18 protein-coding genes are annotated in these 15,691 nt (G+C 74.0%); 10 read left to right on the top strand and 8 right to left on the bottom strand.

All coding sequences use genetic code 11. From position 1 onward, the window contains the following. Positions 1-72: 72 nt before the first annotated feature. From G7075_RS10725 to G7075_RS10710, 4 genes are read left to right on the top strand one after another with little or no spacing between them, the layout of a single operon-like run. Positions 73-765, top strand: a complete 693-nt coding sequence (locus G7075_RS10725; protein ID WP_240917544.1) for a biotin--[acetyl-CoA-carboxylase] ligase — start codon at positions 73-75, stop codon at positions 763-765. A 13-nt stretch (positions 766-778) separates the two neighbouring features. Next, the gene (locus G7075_RS10720; protein ID WP_166121699.1) at positions 779-1,882 is read left to right on the top strand and encodes an adenylate/guanylate cyclase domain-containing protein; all 1,104 of its coding nucleotides are present in this window, start codon (positions 779-781) and stop codon (positions 1,880-1,882) included. Between the two features lie 13 nt (positions 1,883-1,895). Then, a complete protein-coding gene (locus tag G7075_RS10715) occupies positions 1,896-2,576 on the top strand; it encodes a response regulator transcription factor (protein ID WP_166121697.1) in 681 nt (226 codons plus the stop codon). Positions 2,577-2,582: 6 nt separating this feature from the next. Beyond that, entirely contained in the window at positions 2,583-3,602 is a 1,020-nt protein-coding gene (locus G7075_RS10710) for a sensor histidine kinase (RefSeq protein WP_371814050.1), read from the top strand. Here G7075_RS10710 and G7075_RS10705 read toward each other — a convergent pair. From G7075_RS10705 to G7075_RS10690, 4 genes are read right to left on the bottom strand one after another with little or no spacing between them, the layout of a single operon-like run. Next, positions 3,589-4,026 (bottom strand): VOC family protein, encoded by a 438-nt coding sequence (locus G7075_RS10705; RefSeq protein ID WP_166121695.1) that lies wholly within the window; start codon positions 4,024-4,026, stop codon positions 3,589-3,591. The two genes, G7075_RS10710 and G7075_RS10705, sit on opposite strands and share 14 nt — an antisense overlap. Positions 4,027-4,040: 14 nt before the next feature. Continuing rightward, the gene (locus G7075_RS10700) at positions 4,041-4,487 is read right to left on the bottom strand and encodes a nitroreductase family deazaflavin-dependent oxidoreductase (protein WP_166121693.1); all 447 of its coding nucleotides are present in this window, start codon (positions 4,485-4,487) and stop codon (positions 4,041-4,043) included. A gap of 43 nt (positions 4,488-4,530) precedes the next feature. Beyond that, the gene (locus G7075_RS10695) at positions 4,531-5,100 is read right to left on the bottom strand and encodes a dihydrofolate reductase family protein (protein ID WP_166121691.1); all 570 of its coding nucleotides are present in this window, start codon (positions 5,098-5,100) and stop codon (positions 4,531-4,533) included. Positions 5,101-5,102: 2 nt separating this feature from the next. Then, complete coding sequence (locus G7075_RS10690; RefSeq protein ID WP_205860475.1) at positions 5,103-6,356, bottom strand: hypothetical protein; 1,254 nt, start codon at positions 6,354-6,356, stop codon at positions 5,103-5,105. 75 nt (positions 6,357-6,431) lie between these two features. Between G7075_RS10690 and G7075_RS10685 the strand changes: the two genes are divergently transcribed. Further along, positions 6,432-7,328 carry a LysR family transcriptional regulator gene (locus tag G7075_RS10685; RefSeq protein ID WP_166121689.1) on the top strand — a complete coding sequence of 299 codons (897 nt, stop codon included), beginning with the start codon at positions 6,432-6,434 and terminating at the stop codon, positions 7,326-7,328. Positions 7,329-7,338: 10 nt separating this feature from the next. Here the strand turns inward: G7075_RS10685 and G7075_RS10680 are convergent, their stop codons facing one another. After that, on the bottom strand, positions 7,339-7,815 hold the full coding sequence (locus G7075_RS10680) for a GtrA family protein (RefSeq protein WP_166121687.1): 477 nt from the start codon (positions 7,813-7,815) through the stop codon (positions 7,339-7,341). A 42-nt stretch (positions 7,816-7,857) separates the two neighbouring features. On the opposite strand from G7075_RS10680, the gene G7075_RS10675 reads away from it, so the two are divergent. Both G7075_RS10675 and purE read left to right on the top strand, forming a co-directional pair. Continuing rightward, complete coding sequence (locus G7075_RS10675) at positions 7,858-9,042, top strand: 5-(carboxyamino)imidazole ribonucleotide synthase (RefSeq protein WP_166121685.1); 1,185 nt, start codon at positions 7,858-7,860, stop codon at positions 9,040-9,042. Continuing rightward, a complete protein-coding gene (gene purE / locus G7075_RS10670) occupies positions 9,039-9,566 on the top strand; it encodes a 5-(carboxyamino)imidazole ribonucleotide mutase (protein ID WP_166121683.1) in 528 nt (175 codons plus the stop codon). Before G7075_RS10675 ends, purE begins: the two co-directional genes overlap by 4 nt. A gap of 31 nt (positions 9,567-9,597) precedes the next feature. On the opposite strand, the gene G7075_RS10665 is transcribed toward purE, so the two are convergent. The 3 genes from G7075_RS10665 to G7075_RS10655 all read right to left on the bottom strand — a co-directional run bounded on the left by G7075_RS10665 (position 9,598) and on the right by G7075_RS10655 (position 13,155). Beyond that, positions 9,598-10,053: a CoA-binding protein gene (locus tag G7075_RS10665; RefSeq protein ID WP_166121681.1), complete on the bottom strand. Its 456-nt coding sequence runs from the start codon at positions 10,051-10,053 to the stop codon at positions 9,598-9,600. Between the two features lie 227 nt (positions 10,054-10,280). Continuing rightward, positions 10,281-11,837: an HNH endonuclease signature motif containing protein gene (locus tag G7075_RS10660; protein WP_166121679.1), complete on the bottom strand. Its 1,557-nt coding sequence runs from the start codon at positions 11,835-11,837 to the stop codon at positions 10,281-10,283. Between the two features lie 148 nt (positions 11,838-11,985). After that, entirely contained in the window at positions 11,986-13,155 is a 1,170-nt protein-coding gene (locus G7075_RS10655; RefSeq protein ID WP_166121677.1) for a nucleotide sugar dehydrogenase, read from the bottom strand. 91 nt (positions 13,156-13,246) lie between these two features. On the opposite strand from G7075_RS10655, the gene G7075_RS10650 reads away from it, so the two are divergent. Genes G7075_RS10650 through G7075_RS10640 form a run of 3 tightly spaced genes read left to right on the top strand, consistent with a single transcriptional unit; the run spans position 13,247 to position 15,666 of the window. After that, positions 13,247-14,308, top strand: coding sequence for an LLM class F420-dependent oxidoreductase (locus tag G7075_RS10650; protein WP_166121675.1), 1,062 nt, complete (start codon positions 13,247-13,249; stop codon positions 14,306-14,308). 1 nt (position 14,309) lies between these two features. Next, complete coding sequence (locus tag G7075_RS10645; protein ID WP_166121673.1) at positions 14,310-14,855, top strand: MauE/DoxX family redox-associated membrane protein; 546 nt, start codon at positions 14,310-14,312, stop codon at positions 14,853-14,855. 1 nt (position 14,856) lies between these two features. Beyond that, a complete protein-coding gene (locus G7075_RS10640) occupies positions 14,857-15,666 on the top strand; it encodes a hypothetical protein (protein ID WP_166121671.1) in 810 nt (269 codons plus the stop codon). Positions 15,667-15,691 lie beyond the last annotated feature (25 nt).

The raw sequence follows: 15,691 nt of genomic DNA, 5'->3' as shown, positions 1-15,691 counted from the left end.
AGTGAAAAGCCCCGAAAGGCCCCTCTGGACGCGGTATCCGTCACACCCGGCGACCCCTGGCTGCCCGTCGAGGTGTTCGAGCGGCTCGGCTCGACCAACGACGAGCTGCGCCGCGACCTCCGACCCGGGCGGGTCGTCGTCGCCGACGTCCAGGAGGCCGGCCGGGGTCGGCTGGGCCGACGGTGGACCACGACCCCCGGCACCGCGATCGCCGTCTCGGTCCTCGTGCCCGTGCCGCCGTCGGGAGCCGGATGGGTGCCGCTGCTCGCCGGGCTGGCCCTGCACCGGGCGGTCGCCGACGTCGCCGGGGTCCCGACCGCGCTCAAGTGGCCCAACGACCTCCTCGTGCCCGGTGACGGCGACCGCAAGCTCGCCGGGCTGCTCTGCGAGTGGACCCCGGAGGGCGTCGTCGTCGGCACGGGCGTCAACGTCGACACCGAGCGCGCCGACCTGCCCCTGGACACCGCCACCTCGCTGCGGGCCGCCGGGGTGCCGGACGTCGACCGCGCCGCGCTCCTCAAGTCCTACTTGCACCACCTCGCCGTCGTGCTCCGGGAGGACACCGGCCCGGCCGGCCCGGCGGTCGCCGCCTACCGCGACGCCTGCTCCACGGTGGGGCGCGACGTCGAGGTCCACGGGCCCGACGGAACCGTCCGACGGGGGAGGGCGACAGGGGTCGACGCGGAGGGCAGACTGACCGTGCGCACCGACGGCGGGACCACGAGCGTCTCCGCCGGCGACGTCGTCCACGTCCGGTCGCGCTGACCGAGGAGGTGGGATGCCGGACGAGCTGCCCCCGGGCGAGCAGGCCCTCCCGCCGTCCGCACCCGCCGCCGACGACCTCGCCGGACGCGTCGAGCGCGCACTGCTCGGGCGCTCGGCGTCGATGGCCCGCGCCGAGGTCAGCGAGCAGGCCGGTGTCGACCCCGCCGAGGCCCGCCGGTTCTGGCACGCCATGGGCTTCCAGGTCGTCGAGGACGACGAGGCGATGTTCACCGACGCCGACCTCGAGGCCCTGGCTCGGGTCACCGAGATGGTGCGCGGTGGGCGGGTCAGCGAGGAGCTCGCGCTGGGGATGACCCGGGCCTTCGCCCGCACCGCCGACCGGCTCGCCGTCTGGCAGACCCAGCTCGTCGCGGAGTCGCTGACCCCCGACACCGTCGACGACGAGCGCGACGGCCGCGACACCCGCTCGGTGCCGGAGCCGGTCGTGGCCGCCGACGCCGCCAACCTCCTGGCCCGCACCATCGACGAGATCGAGCCGCTGCTCGTCTACGTGTGGCGCCGCCACCTCACCAACGCCATCCAGCGCATGCTCGCCGATGCCGACCCCGCCGTGCGTTCGGACCCCTCGGCGCCCGTGCGGGCCGTCGGGTTCGCCGACCTCGTGGCCTTCACCTCGTTCGTGCGCCGGATGAGCGAGCGCCAGCTGGCCCGCCTCGTCCAGCGCTTCGAGCTGCTGGCCAGCGACGTCGTCGCCGAGCACGGGGGACGGGTCATCAAGACCGTGGGCGACGAGGTGCTCTTCGTCCACACCGACGCCGCGGCCGCCTCCGCCATCGCCCTCGACCTCGTCGACGCGATGGCCGAGGACGAGCTGCTGCCGCCGGTGCGGGTCGGGCTGGCGCACGGCCGGGTGGTCTCGCGCCTCGGCGACGTCTTCGGCGTCACGGTCAACAAGGCGAGCCGGATCACCGCGGTCACGCCCTCGGGCACCGTCTACGTCGACGAGGACATGGCCCGGGCGCTCGGCTCGGTGTCGGGGTTCACGGCCGTCGAGCGCCGCCGACGGATGTTGCGCGGCATCGGCGTCGTCACCCTCCACGAGCTGCGACGCGCGCCCCTCGGACGCCGTCCCGCCGTGCCGAACGCCTCATCGTGACTACGATCGCCGCATGACGAAGGTGCTGCTGGCCGAGGACGACCCCGCCATCTCCGACCCGCTGGCCCGCGCCCTGCGCCGCGAGGGCTACGAGGTCGAGGTGTGCACCGACGGGGAGTCCGCCCTCGAGCACGCCCTGCGCTCGCCCGACCTGCTCGTCCTCGACCTCGGCCTGCCGAAGATGGACGGCCTCGAGGTCTGCCGGCGGCTGCGCCAGGAGGGCAGCACCGTGCCCGTCCTCGTGCTCACCGCCCGGGCCGACGAGGTCGACACCGTCGTGGGGCTCGACGCCGGCGCCGACGACTACGTGACCAAGCCGTTCCGGCTCGCCGAGCTGCTGGCCCGGGCCCGGGCCCTGCTGCGGCGGGGCGTCGTCGAGGCGAGCGAGTCCGAGGAGGACCCGCTGCTCGACATCGACCCCGACGGCCGCCGCGTCTTCCTGCGCGGCGAGGAGGTGCAGCTCACCGGCAAGGAGTTCGAGCTGCTCCGCGTCCTCGTGGCCAACGCCGGCAAGGTCGTCTCCCGCGAGAAGCTGATGCGCGACGTCTGGGACAGCGCCTGGTACGGCTCGACCAAGACCCTCGACATGCACATCTCGGTCCTGCGCCGGAAGCTCGGCGACGACGCCGCGCACCCGCGCTACATCACGACGATCCGCGGCCTCGGGTTCCGCTTCGACGCCCCGGAAGTCTGAGCCCCGGTGCGTCGCATCGTCCTCGAGGTCGCCCTGCGTGTGGCCGTCCTCACGGCCCTGAGCGTGACCACGGCGGCCGTCGTCATCGGGTTCGGGCCACGCCCCTCGGCCGACGACCCGCAGACGTGGGTCGTGCCGGGCATCGCGGTGCTCGCGGCCCTCGGCGTCGCCGGCCTCGGTGCGGTCTGGTTCGCCGACCGCAGCGCCGCCCGGCTCTCCGAGCTGCTCGGCACCCTCCGCCAGCGCGTCGACCGGCTCAACCAGGGCGACCGGCCGGTGCCGCTCGGCTCGGGCATCGACGAGGTCGACACCCTCGACGCCGCGCTCATCCGCGGGGCACAGCAGGGCGCCAAGCGGCTGGCGTCCGAGCGGGACTTCGCGGCCGACGCCTCGCACCAGCTGCGCACGCCGCTCACCGCCCTGCTCATGCGCCTCGAGGAGATCAACCTCACCGACGACCTCACCGTCGTCGCCGAGGAGTCGACGATCGCCATCGGCCAGGTCGAGCGGCTGAGCAAGGTCGTCGACGACCTGATGTCGCGCACCCGGCACGGCGCGGAGGCCAACCCGTCGGTCTCCCTCGACTCCGTCCTCGCCTCGCTGCAGCGCGAGTGGCAGCCCGCCTTCGCCGGGGCGCGGCGCAGCGTCAAGGTCAGCGGCGAGCGCGGGCTCGTCGTGCGGGCCACCCCCGTCGCGCTCGGCCAGATCCTCACGACCCTGCTCGAGAACTCGCTGGCCTACGGCCGGGGCACGGTCGAGGTCAACGCCCGCCGGGCCGGGCCGTCGGTCGTCATCGAGGTCACCGACGAGGGCGACGGCGTCTCGCCCACCCTCGCGCCGCACATCTTCGAGCGGTCGGTGTCGTCGTCGGGCTCGGGTCTCGGGCTCTCGCTGGCCCGCGACCTCGCCGAGGCCGCGGGGGCCGGCTCGAGCTGGCCCGGGCCACTCCGCCGGTCTTCGCGCTGTTCCTCTCGGTCAGCCAGAGCTGAGGGCTCGTCCTCGGCCGCGGCGGTCAGCCCTTCGTGAGGTCCTGGGCGAGCATGAGGAGGATGTCGCTCGGGCCGCGCAGGTAGGTCAGCCTGTACACGTCCCCGTAGGTGGCCACGCCCCGCAGGGGACGGCAGCCGTGTCGCGCGGCGATCTCGAGGGACTCGTCGATGTCGTCGACCGTGAAGGCGATGCGGTGCATCCCGATGTCGTTGGGACGCGTGGGGTGGGTCTCCACGGCGTCCGGGTGGATGTACTCGAAGAGCTCGAGGCGTCCACGGCCGTCGGGGGTCTGCAGCATGGCGATCTTCGCGTGGTTGCCGTCGAGGCCGACGGCCGTGTCGGTCCAGTCGCCGCTCACCTCGTCCCGACCGAGGACGGTCAGCCCGAGGTCGGTGAAGAAGGCGATGGTCGCGTCGAGGTCGCGCACGGCGATGGCGACGTTGTCGAGGCTGATGGGCACGGGGGCCTCCTGGGTCAGTTCTGCTCGGTGAGCAGGACGATGGGGATCACGCGGTCGGTCGCCCGCGCGTAGTCGTCGTACAACGGGAAGATGCGAGCCATCATCGGCCACAGGCGTTCTCGCTGCGGTTCGCTCGCGACGCGGGCCCGCGCGGTGAACCGCCGGGGGCCGACCTGGACGCCGGCGCTCGGGTCGGCCTCGAGGTTGAGGAACCAGTCCGGGTGCCGGTCCTCGCCCCCCTTGGAGGCGACGAGGACGAGGTCGTCGCCCGAGGTGCCGTAGATGAGGACGGTCCTGCGGGGTGTGCCGGTCCGGCGGCCGGTCGTCGCGAGCACGAGCATGCGCACACCGCCCGACTCGTGCCCCTCGGCTCCGGCCGAGGCCAGGTAGGCCCGGGTCTGCTCGGCGGCGAAGTCCCACGCCGAGTCGGTCGCGCGGTCGAGGTCCTCGGCTACCGCCATGGTGCGCTCCTGTCGGGTCGGTGGGCTGCGGGTCGCAGGGTCGTCACCGGTCCCCGCCCCCGTAGCGCAGGAGGGCGACGCCGTTGTCGTAGGCCGTGGCCTCGAGCAGCCGGAGGTCCTGGCGGTCCTCGAAGAGGCGTCGACCGGTGCCGCGGGTCGTGGGGCAGAGGAGCATCCGGTACTCGTCGACGACGCCGGCCTCCTGCAGGGTGCGCAGGAGGGTCAGGCTGCCCCAGAGCCAGAGGTCGCGACCGGGCTGCTCCTTGAGCCCACGGATCGTCTCGACCGGGTCCCGGGTCACGGTGGCGGCGGGGAAGTCGCCCCAGGGGGCCTCGTCGAGCGTGGACGAGGCGACGACCTTGGCGAGGCGGTTGAGCTTCTCCCCGTACTCGCCCTGGTCCTCGGCCTGCGGCCAGTAGTCCCGGTTCTGCCGGTAGGTGGTGGCGCCCAGGACCATCGTGTCGACCGAGTCGATGAAGCCCATCAGGTCGGCCTTGAACGCACTGGTGTCCTCCTCGGAGAACGGTTCCCCGGAGACGAACCCGAGTCCGCCGTCCTCCTCGGCGGCGATGGCGTCGGCGGTCACCCACTGCTGGACGATCAGCTTGCGCATGGTCAGGCACTCCTCGTGGTGGTGGTGGTGATGGCTGTGGTGGTGGCGGGTACGGGTCCGCCCCGGTGGCCGCCCCCGCGCGGCCGTGGTCCGGTGGCCCGGACGAGTGCGGGCGTGAGGGCCGCCGACACGATCAGCGAGACGGCGGCGAGCAGGGCGATGGTGTGCCCGGGGGCGACCACCTCGGCGACCGCCCCGGCCGCGAGTGCGCCGAGCCCCTGGCAGGTCGCACGGGCGGCGGACTCGGCGCCGAGGACCTGCCCGGAGAGGTGCGGCGGGGTGAGCTCGACGAGCAGCTCCTGCTGCGCGAGGGTCGCGGCGTAGCCGAGGCAGGCGCAGCCGGCCAGCACGGCCGCGAGGGGGACCCCCGGCCCGAGGGCGAAGAAGAGGAACGGGAGCGCCAGCCACCAGCGCAGCCAGCGCGCCGCGGCCCGCCGCCGGGCCCGGTCCAGGAACCGACCGACGGCCACGTCCCCGGCGAGCATGCCGGCGGCGCCCGCGACGAAGAGCGCCGCGGCCGCGTCGCCGGCGTAGGGCACGAACAGCGCCTCGCAGCCTGCGACCAGGCCGTTGGGGACGGTCAGGGCGACGAGCAGCGGCCGGGTCGACGGGAGGCCCAGCAGGAGGCGGTTGCCGTGCCAGGTCTCGCGCAGCCCCGTCCGCCCGGCGCGGCGGGCCGGGCGGTCGCCGAGACCACACCAGGTCACGGGCACGGCGAGCGCGGCGAGAACGGCGGCGACCCAGAGCACCTGCCCGGTGTCGAGGAGCAACAGCAGCGACCCGCCGACCGCGAAGCCGACGACCTGCATGACGCCGACGGAGACGTTCATCGCCGAGCGGGCCAGCGCGTACTGGCCGCCGGGCAGCACCTCCGCCAGCAGTCCCCACCGCACCCCGTTGCCGAGGGCGGCCACGAAGGCTCCGGCGAGCGCGACCGGCAACCGGGCGCCGGGGTCCAGCGGCAGGGCGGCCTGCAGGACGAGCGTGATCGCGCCCGCGGCGCAGACCGCGACCAGCGCGTGCCGCGGGCGGAGGGTGTCGGCGGCGGACATCAGGGTGCTCGCCCCCGCCAGCTGCACCAGCGACGGCCCGAACATCGTCGCCGCGGCGAGCAGGGGGGAGCCGGTCTGCGCGTAGACGAGGGTCCCCAGCCCCAGGCCGGCCACCGTCGCGGCGGCGACGCCCAGGGCGCTGCCGGCCCACAGCGCCCGGAACTCGCGGTTCCGGACGAGGTGGGCGTAGCCGTCGGAGGTCATGGCTCCACCCTCGACCGGGAAGGACTCATGCGTCCAATGCCAATTCCTGCCCAGAATGTTCGATATCTTCGATGGGTGTTGGACCTCTTCCGCCTCACGGTCCTGTCGACGCTCGCGCGCACCGGCTCGGTCACCGCCACGGCGCGCGAGCTCGGCTACGCGCAGCCGTCGATCAGCCACCACCTGTCCCGGCTCGAGGCCGAGGTGGGGCTGCCCCTGACGCAGCGTGCGGGACGGGGCATCCGGCTGACCCCGGCCGGCGAGCTCCTGGCGCACCGGGCGGCAGAGATCCTCGGCCGGGTCGAGGCGGCCGAGGACGAGCTCGCCGCGCTCGGCGGGTTGCGCAGCGGTCGGGTCCGGGTGGCGGGCTTCCAGTCCGCCCTGAGCAGCGTGGTGACGACGGCCGCCGGCAGCATGCGCACCTCGGCCCCGGCCATCGAGCTCACCCTCCAGGACCTGCACCCGGACCTCGCCCTGCAGCAGCTCCGGGAGGGACTCATCGACGTCGCCGTGGTCTTCCGCTACGACGACGAGGTCCCCGACGGCCTGCGCTTCACCCACCTGTTCGACGACTCGATGCACCTGCTGAGCACGGAGGGTGGTCGGACCCTGGAGGAGAGCGCCGACGCCCCGTGGATCGCCGGTTGCGAGAACTGCCGCCGCGAGCTCGTGAGCGCCTGTGCGGCAGCAGGTTTCACGCCCCGGATCATGTACACGAGCGACGACCCGGTGGTCCAGCAGTCGATGGTCGCGGCCGGCCTGGGGGTCACGACGATGCCCGGGCTCTCCGTCGCCCAGCACCGGGTGCCCGGGGTCGAGACGACCGAGCTGGAGGACTTGCGGCGCCGGGTCCACGTCGCGACCTACGGCGAGCCCCCGGACCCGCCCGCGACCGCCGCCTTCGTCCGGGCCGTCGTCGAGGCGTCACGCGCGCTGGTCGGCGGCCCCTCCGGCCGGCTCTCCCTGTCCTGAGCCCGACGGCTCAGATGGGCTCGTGGGAGAAGACCCAGCGGCGGTAGGCCCAGAACCGGAACAGCGTGCCGAGGCCGATGCCGACGACGGTGGCGATGTTGTCGGCGAGCCGGCTCGTGAAGCCCAGGCCGTAGTGCGACGCCGCGAGCGCGACCGCCGAGATGCCCAGCGCGACGAGGTTGACGCCGAAGAACAGCCCGACCTCGTGGTGCACCGGCCGACTGCGGCGGTGCCGGAAGGTCCACTGCCGGTTGCCGACCCACGCGAAGAGGGTGGCGACCGCGCCGGAGACGATCTTGGCGGTGGTGACCTTGTCGGCGAGCGGGCCGTGCCACAGGAGGTTCGCGAGGCCGAGGTCGATGACGAACGCGATCGCCCCGATGACGCCGAACTTGATGGCCTCGCGGTACAGGACGTCGACCGCACCGCGCACGGTGTCGAGGGCGCGGCTCACGGGTCCCCGGGTCGGGGTCTCCTGTGCGGTCACCCATGCAGCCTACCGGCGCGGGCCTGTCGATATCCTCGCCCGGTGACCACCCCTCGCCGTGCGCCCGGAGGTTTCCCCGTCATCGGCATCGTCGGTGGTGGCCAGCTCGCCCGGATGTGCGCCGGCCCGGCCGCCGAGCTCGGCCTCACGCTGAGCGTGCTCGCCGAGGACCCGGACGCCAGCGCCGCCCTCGTCGTGCCGAGCTCGCCGGTGGGGGAGCACACCGACGCCGAGGCCGTCCTCGCCTTCGCCGCCGCGTGCGACGTCGTCACCTTCGACCACGAGCACGTGCCCGCCGAGGTCCTCGACGAGCTCGTCGCCACCGGCGTCCCCGTCCACCCCACGCCCGAGGCGCTGCGCTTCGCCCAGGACAAGCTCGCGATGCGCGAGCGGTTGGGCGAGCTGGGCGTGCCGTGCCCCCGCTGGGCACGTGCCGACACCCTCGCCGACGTCGAGGCCTTCGGCGCCGCGGTCGGCTGGCCGGTCGTCGCCAAGACCCCGCGCGGCGGGTACGATGGCAAGGGCGTGCGCGTCGTCGACACCGCGGCCGAGCTCACCGACTGGCTCGAGCGGGCCGCCCACGCGGGCACCGGGCTGCTCCTCGAGGAGCGGGTCCCCTTCCGCCGCGAGCTCGCCGTGCTGCTCGCGCGCAGCCCGTCCGGGCAGGCCGCGGCGTGGCCCGTCGTCGAGACCGTGCAGACCGACGGCATCTGCACCGAGGTGCTCGCCCCGGCCCCCGACCTCGACCCCGACCTCTCGGCGCGGGCCGTCGAGGCGGGGCTGCGGGTCGCCGGCGCGCTCGGGGTCACCGGGGTGCTGGCCGTCGAGCTCTTCGAGGTCGAGGACACCGACGGCGAGCCGGCCTTCGTCGTCAACGAGCTCGCGATGCGCCCGCACAACTCCGGCCACTGGTCGATGGACGGCGCCGTCACCGGCCAGTTCGAGCAGCACCTGCGGGCCGTGCTCGACCTGCCGCTGGGCTCGCCACGCCCGCTGGCCCCGTGGACCGTCATGGCCAACGTCCTCGGCGGCGACTACCCCGAGCTGTACCCCACCTACCGGCACGTCATGGCCCGCGACCCCGAGGTCAAGGTCCACCTCTACGGCAAGGGCGTGCGCCCCGGCCGCAAGATCGGGCACGTCAACGTCTCCGGCGACGACCTCGCCGACCTGCGCGAGCGGGCCGGCCACGCCGCCGACTACATCCAGGGAGTGGTCACCGAATGAGCACCACGGGCAGCAGCGCACCGGTCGTCGGCGTCGTCATGGGGTCGGACTCCGACTGGCCGGTCATGGAGGCCGCCGTCACCGTCCTCGAGGAGCTCGGCGTGACCTGCGAGGTCGACGTCGTCTCCGCCCACCGGATGCCCGAGGAGATGGTCGAGTACGGCCGCACCGCCGAGGAGCGCGGGCTGCGCGTGCTCGTCGCCGGCGCGGGCGGGGCCGCCCACCTGCCGGGGATGCTCGCCTCGGTCACCTCGCTGCCGGTCGTCGGCGTCCCGGTGCCGCTGAAGTACCTCGACGGGATGGACTCGCTGCTCTCCATCGTCCAGATGCCGGCCGGCGTGCCGGTGGCGACGGTGTCGGTCGGTGGCGCCCGCAACGCCGGGCTGCTCGCGGCCCGCATCCTCGGTGCCGGTGAGGGGCCCGAGGCCGAGCGGCTGCGGGCGGCCCTGGCCACCTTCCGGGAGGCCCTGCGCGACGAGGCGCACGCCAAGGGCGCGGCCCTGCGCGAGCGCCGTCAGGGCTGAGCCACCGGTCCGCCCGAGCGGCGCGGGCGCCTCAGCGCTGCATGCCGTCGCTGCGGACCTTGGGCCACTCGATCTTCGGGCAGGTGTCCATGACGACGTCGAGCCCCGCGGCGCGGGCGCGCTGGGCGGCGGCCTGGTCGACGACCCCCAGCTGCATCCAGACCGCGTCGATCTGGAGCCGGTCCTTGTGCACGATCGCCTCGTCGACGACGGCCCCGACGTGCGAGGAGTTGACGAAGCAGTCGACGACCTTGAGGTCCTGGTCGGGGATGTCGGCCAGGCTCGCGTAGCCCGTCGCACCGTGCACCGTCTCGGCCTTCGGGTGCACCGGGATGATCGGCTTCCCGAGCTCGTAGGTGAGCCACTGCGAGACCCCCCACGCGGGTCGCTGCTGGTTGTTCGACAGCCCGACGACGACCCAGATGCCGGGGTCCATCAGCAGCTCGCGGACGAGGTCGGGGTCGTTCTGGTGCATGAGGGCTCCCATGGCGGCCATCATGCTCCTCCGCCCCCGCCCCGGGGCGAGGTCGGCGGGCGGACCGCCGGGCAGGGGGACGGTCGTCGTCCGTGGACATCGAGAGCGTCTGCCACCCTTCGGGCGCGAGCACGGGAAGGAACCGGACACACCGGGGTCATGGCACGGGTTTCCCCGGGCGCTGACACCGCCGAGCAGTCCGACGCTCATGCCGTTGCGCGGTGAGGTGACGCATCGAATCAGAACGGAGGTGGGTCGCTCGCCCTCGCTCGGCGGGGTAGCGGGTGTGGTCGGGCTTCGCAGCTGACCGGGACGGACGGGCGGACGACGTGGACCCGGCACGCGAAGGGGCCGGCGGCCTCGTGCTCGAGGTGGTGTTCGAGGGTCGAGTGGGGGCCGTCGCGCAAGACGAGCGAGTGGATCGTCGGCGGTGGCGGACGGTCGGTGCCGCGGTCGGGGAGTACGGCCTGATGGAGGGCGGTGGGTGGGTGGGTGGTGCGGGTGCGGCCGGTGGGGTCGGTCCAGGTCATGGTGGCGTCGGGGTGGAGGGTGGCGGTCCAGCCGGTGCGTTGCTTGACTCGGTGGTGTCGGCGGCAGAGGCAGGCGAGGTTGCGCGCGGCGGTGGGGCCGGTGGGCCAGGCGACGACGTGGTCGAGGTCGCAGAACCGGGCGGAGACGTGGCACCCGGGGAAGCGGCAGTGCTGGTCACGGGCGCGGACGAAGGCGGCGAGGCGGGCTGAGGGCCGGTATGCGGTGGAGCTCAGCTCGCCGGTGGGGTCGACGGGGGCACCGGTGTCGGGATCGCAGGGCAGGAGCCGGGGCCGCCCGAGCGGGTCGCGACCGGAGACGAACGTGCGCTCGATCGCCCGGTCGAGCCAGGCGCGGTCGACGAGGACCGGGTCCCCGGCCCGCCCGCCGCTGACCTCGACGAGGTCGCCGGGGGTGCCGGTCGGCAGCGGCGGAGTGCGGTCGTCGGCGACCGCGCCTCTGGCAGTGGTGAGGACGACCTGGAGGTCGATGGTGGCGTTGCTCGTGACGAGGTCGGTGAGGGCCCTCGCCCGGGCCCGGTCGATGCGCTCGCAGGTGCCGTCGGCGAGGTACTGGTGGGCGAGCGCGTCGATCGCGGCCCACGCGGCGCAGGCCTCCTCGGAGGGGAACGTGCCGTGCCAGGTGTCGACCCCGGGCTCGTCGACCCACCGCTGCAGCGATGACTGGCTACGGGCGCGGACGGCTCGCTGCCGCAGCAGGTCGGGGGAGATCCGGGAGAGGAGGCGCCGGACCCGGCGCCGCAGCCCCGGGCCGTCCTCGCGGTCGAGCCAGGGGTCGAGGGCTTCGATGACGGTGGCGGCGACCTCGGCCGGCATTTCCTCCAGCTCGTGCGCGGCGACCTGCGCCCGGTAGGCGTCCAGCCGGCCAACGGCCATTGCACGGTGCAGCCCGCCGAGACCGGTGCAGGTGTCTGTCCCGGCGGATCCGTCCGCCGCCCGACGGACCGCGTCGCGCACTCGTCGCTCTGCGTGGACCGACGACACGCTCAGCACCCCGGAGACGATGGCCGGCGCGTCGAGGGCGACGTGCCCCGGAGCATGCCGCGACTCCACCAGGGTGCCGTCCTCGGCGACCTCGGTCTCCACCGCGGCCAGGGCCACGACCGTGGTGTCCTGGAGGGCGGTCGCCACGTTCACGAGGGCCTGCAGCTCACCGAGCAGCTCGGCGCACTCGGCGAGCGAGCCGGTGGGCGGAGGCGCGTCCGTGGCCTCCGCGAGGAGCGTGCGGGCTGCCCGTGCGACGTCCACCAGGTGCGCTGTGCGAGCCATCGGCTCCCCTCCGAGGGCTCCATCGTATCGAACCGACGTTCGAATGGCAAGCGAGATCTGCGGCAATTCTGGTGCAACGCAAGACTGTTGGGACCCCAAAGGGTTGAGCCGGTGGGCCTCGCCGGCGTCAGTCGGCGCCGAAGAGGTCGCGCGTGTAGACGCGGTCGGCGACGTCGGCGAGGTCGGGGGTCAGCCGGTTCGCGACGATGACGTCGGCGCGCTCCTTGAGCTCCTCGAGGTCGACGACCCGCGAGCCGAACCAGGAGTCGGCCTCGAGCTCGGGCTCGTAGACGACGACCTCGACGCCCTTGGCCTTGATCCGCTTCATGACGCCCTGGACGCTGCTGCTGCGGAAGTTGTCCGAGCCGGCCTTCATGATGAGCCGGTGGATGCCGACGACCTTCGGGCGCCGGGCCAGCACGTCGGCCGCGACGAAGTCCTTGCGGGTCGTGTTGGCGTCGACGATGGCCCCGATGAGGGTCTGCGGCACGTCGGCGTAGTTGGCGAGCAGCTGCTTGGTGTCCTTGGGCAGGCAGTAGCCGCCGTAGCCGAAGCTCGGGTTGTTGTAGTGCGCACCGATGCGCGGGTCGAGCCCGACGCCGTCGATGATCTGCCGCGAGTCGAGGCCGTGGGTGGCGGCGTAGGTGTCGAGCTCGTTGAAGTAGGCCACGCGCATCGCGAGGTAGGTGTTGGCGAACAGCTTGATCGCCTCGGCCTCGGTGCTGTCGGTGAGCAGCACGGGCACGTCGTCGTCGAGGGCGGCCGCGGCGAGCAGGTCGGCGAAGCGCTGCCCGGCCGGGCCCCGGTCGCCGACGACGATGCGCGACGGGTGGAGGTTGTCGCGCAGGGCCAGGCCCTCGCGGAGGAACTCGGGGGAGAAGACGACCCGGTCGGTGTCGAGCCGCTCGCGCAGCCCGGCGGTGAAGCCGACGGGCACCGTGGACTTGACGACGGCGGTGGCCGAGGGTTCGATCCGCCGGATGTCGCCGACGACCTGCTCGACGCTGCTCGTGTCGAAGTAGTTGGTCGCCTCGTCGTAGTTGGTCGGGGTGGCGACGATGACGAACTCGGCCCCGCGGTAGGCCTCCTCCTTGTCGCCGGTCACCGAGAGGCGCAGGCGGCCCGAGGCGAGGTGCTCCTCGATGTCCGGGTCGGAGATGGGGCTGCGGCCCTCGCGGAGGGCGGCGACGCGGGACTCGTCGATGTCGAAGGCCATGACGTCGTGCTGCCGGGCGAGGAGAACGGCCAGCGAGAGCCCGACGTACGAGGTGCCGACGACGCAGATGGTGTGTGCCACGGGGGCAGCCTACGGTGGCCGCGCACCGCGCCCGAGCCGGTGGCCACGGCCTGCGGCATGATCGGTGGCACCACCACCGCGAGGAGCACGCATGAAGTTCGGACTGTTCATCCCGCAGGGCTGGCGCCACGACCTCGTCGGCATCGACCCCGACCAGCACTGGGGCGTCATGGCCGGCCTGGCCCGGCGGGCCGACGGCATCGAGGACTGGACCTCGATCTGGGTGTACGACCACTTCCACCCCGTGCCGCAGCCCACGGAGGAGGCCGTGCACGAGGCGTGGACCCTCATGGCCGCCTTCGCCGGCGTCACCGGCCGGGTCCGGCTCGGCCAGATGTGCACGTGCATGGCCTACCGCAACCCGGCCTACCTCGCGAAGGTCGCCGCCACCGTCGACGTCGTCTCCGAGGGGCGCCTCGAGATGGGCATCGGCGCCGGCTGGTACGAGCACGAGTGGCGGGCCTACGGCTACGGCTTCCCCCGCGCCGGCGAGCGCCTCGCGATGCTGCGCGAGGGTGTCGACGTCATGCGCCAGATGTGGACCACCGGCCGGGCCACGCTCGACGGCGAGCACTACCAGGTCGACGGTGCGATGTGCTTCCCGCGGCCGCTGCAGGGCACCTCGCAGCCGGGCAGCAGGAACAACGGCATCCCGATGTGGGTCGCCGGCGGCGGGGAGCGCAAGACGCTGCGCATCGCGGCCGAGTACGCCGACTACACGAACTTCGACGGCACCCCCGAGGGGTTCAGCGCCAAGAGCGCCATCCTCGAGCAGCACTGCCGCGACATCGGCCGAGAGTTCGGCGAGATCGTCCGCAGCGCCAACTACAACGTCGTCATCGGCCGTGACGAGCGCGAGGTCGCCGACCGCCTCGCCGCGATCCGGGACCGCCTGCTCGGGGCGGGCGTCCCGGAGGCGAAGGTCGACGACACGGTCGAGACCTATCGCACGGGGCCGCTCGTGGGGACCCCCGAGCAGGTCGTGGAGCGCCTCCACGACCTCGAGGCGCGCGGCATGACCTACGCCATCACCTACTTCGCCGAGCAGGCCTACGACCTCACGGGCGTCGAGCTGTTCGAGCGCGAGGTGCTCCCCGAGCTCACCGACCGCGAGCAGCACGGCCACCTCTGGCACCTGCTGCGCGGCGAGTGACGTGACCGGCGTCTGGGGCGTCCTCGCGGTGCCGTTCCTCGCCGCCGCGACGCTCCTCGTGCTCGCCGGGGCGCCGAAGGTGCTGCGCCCGGGCGACCTCGTCCGCGCCCTGCGCTCCACCGGGCTGCCGGCCCCCGCCGCCGGGGTGCGCGCGTTCGCGGCCCTCGAGGTGGTCGTCGGGGTCGCCGCGGTCGTGGCGCCCTCGCAGGTCACGGGCGCGCTCGTCGCTGTGCTGTACGCCGGGTTCACCGCCTTCGTCGTCCGCGCCCTGGCCCACGGGGGCGTCCTGTCCAGCTGCGGCTGCTTCGGGAAGGCCGACACCCCGCCGACCCGGGTCCACGCCGCGCTCACCGGGCTGGCCGCCCTCGTCGGGCTGGCCGTCGCCGTCGCGGCTCCCGCCGAGCCGTGGCAGGGTGTCGGGGCGGGCACGGTCGCCGGCCTCGCGGGCCTCACCGGCCTCGTCGGCTTCCTCGCGTGGCAGGTCATGGCCGTCCTGCCGTCGGTCGAGGTGCGCGCGGTCCGCAGCGCCAGCACGAGGAGGGTCTGACATGGTCTGGGTCGTCGTCGCCGAGGGGGTGGCGATCGCGCTGCTCGGGGTGCTCGTCCTCGGGTTGCTGCGCAGCCACGCCCTGATCCTCAAGGCGCTCCACGAGCTCGGCGCCGGGCTCGAGCTCGAGCAGGAGGCCGCCGCGGCCGGGACCGCCGGGCACGACGGCCCTCCCGGAGCCGTTCCCGTGCAGATCGAGCCCGGGGTCGTCCCCGCCACCCGGCCGGCCTCGAGCGCGTCGTTCGACGTCGTCGGCCAGGACCTCGAGGGCCGGCACGCGGTCGTCGAGGTCGCCGGTCCCGCGTCACCGACCACCCTGCTCGCGTTCCTCACCTCCGGCTGCAGCGTCTGCCTGACCTTCTGGGACGAGCTCGACGGCGACACCGTGGCGCCGGCCGGCGCCCGCGTCGTCGTCGTCGTCAAGGACACCCCCGACGAGTCGCCCGCCGTGCTCGCGAAGCTGGCCCGGCCGGGTACCCGGGTCGTGGCCTCGAGCGCCGCGTGGAGCGACTACGACGTCCCGGGCTCGCCGTACTTCGTCCTCCTCGAGCAGGGCGTCGTCACGGGCGAGGGCTCGGCGACGTCGTGGCCGGCCGTGCGCGACCTGCTCCAGCAGGCCGTCGACGAGACGAGCCACGCCCGGACCGCGGCCGGACGCACCGGCCCCGGCGCGGTCGGAATCGACGACCGCGGTGAGCGCGACGACCTCAGCCGCGTCGACGCCGAGCTGCTCGCCGCCGGTGTCACCCCCGGCCACCCGAGCCTGCACACGTCGCCCGAGCCCGAGGACGCCGAGGGCCCCCACGCGTGACCGCCCTGGCCGTCGTGCTCGCCGT

The sequence above is a fragment of the Phycicoccus sp. HDW14 genome (assembly GCF_011383005.1).
Taxonomy (GTDB): domain Bacteria; phylum Actinomycetota; class Actinomycetes; order Actinomycetales; family Dermatophilaceae; genus Phycicoccus.
The sequence above is the reverse complement of the archived record's forward strand: the minus strand, read 5'-3'. Positions and strand labels throughout refer to the sequence as shown.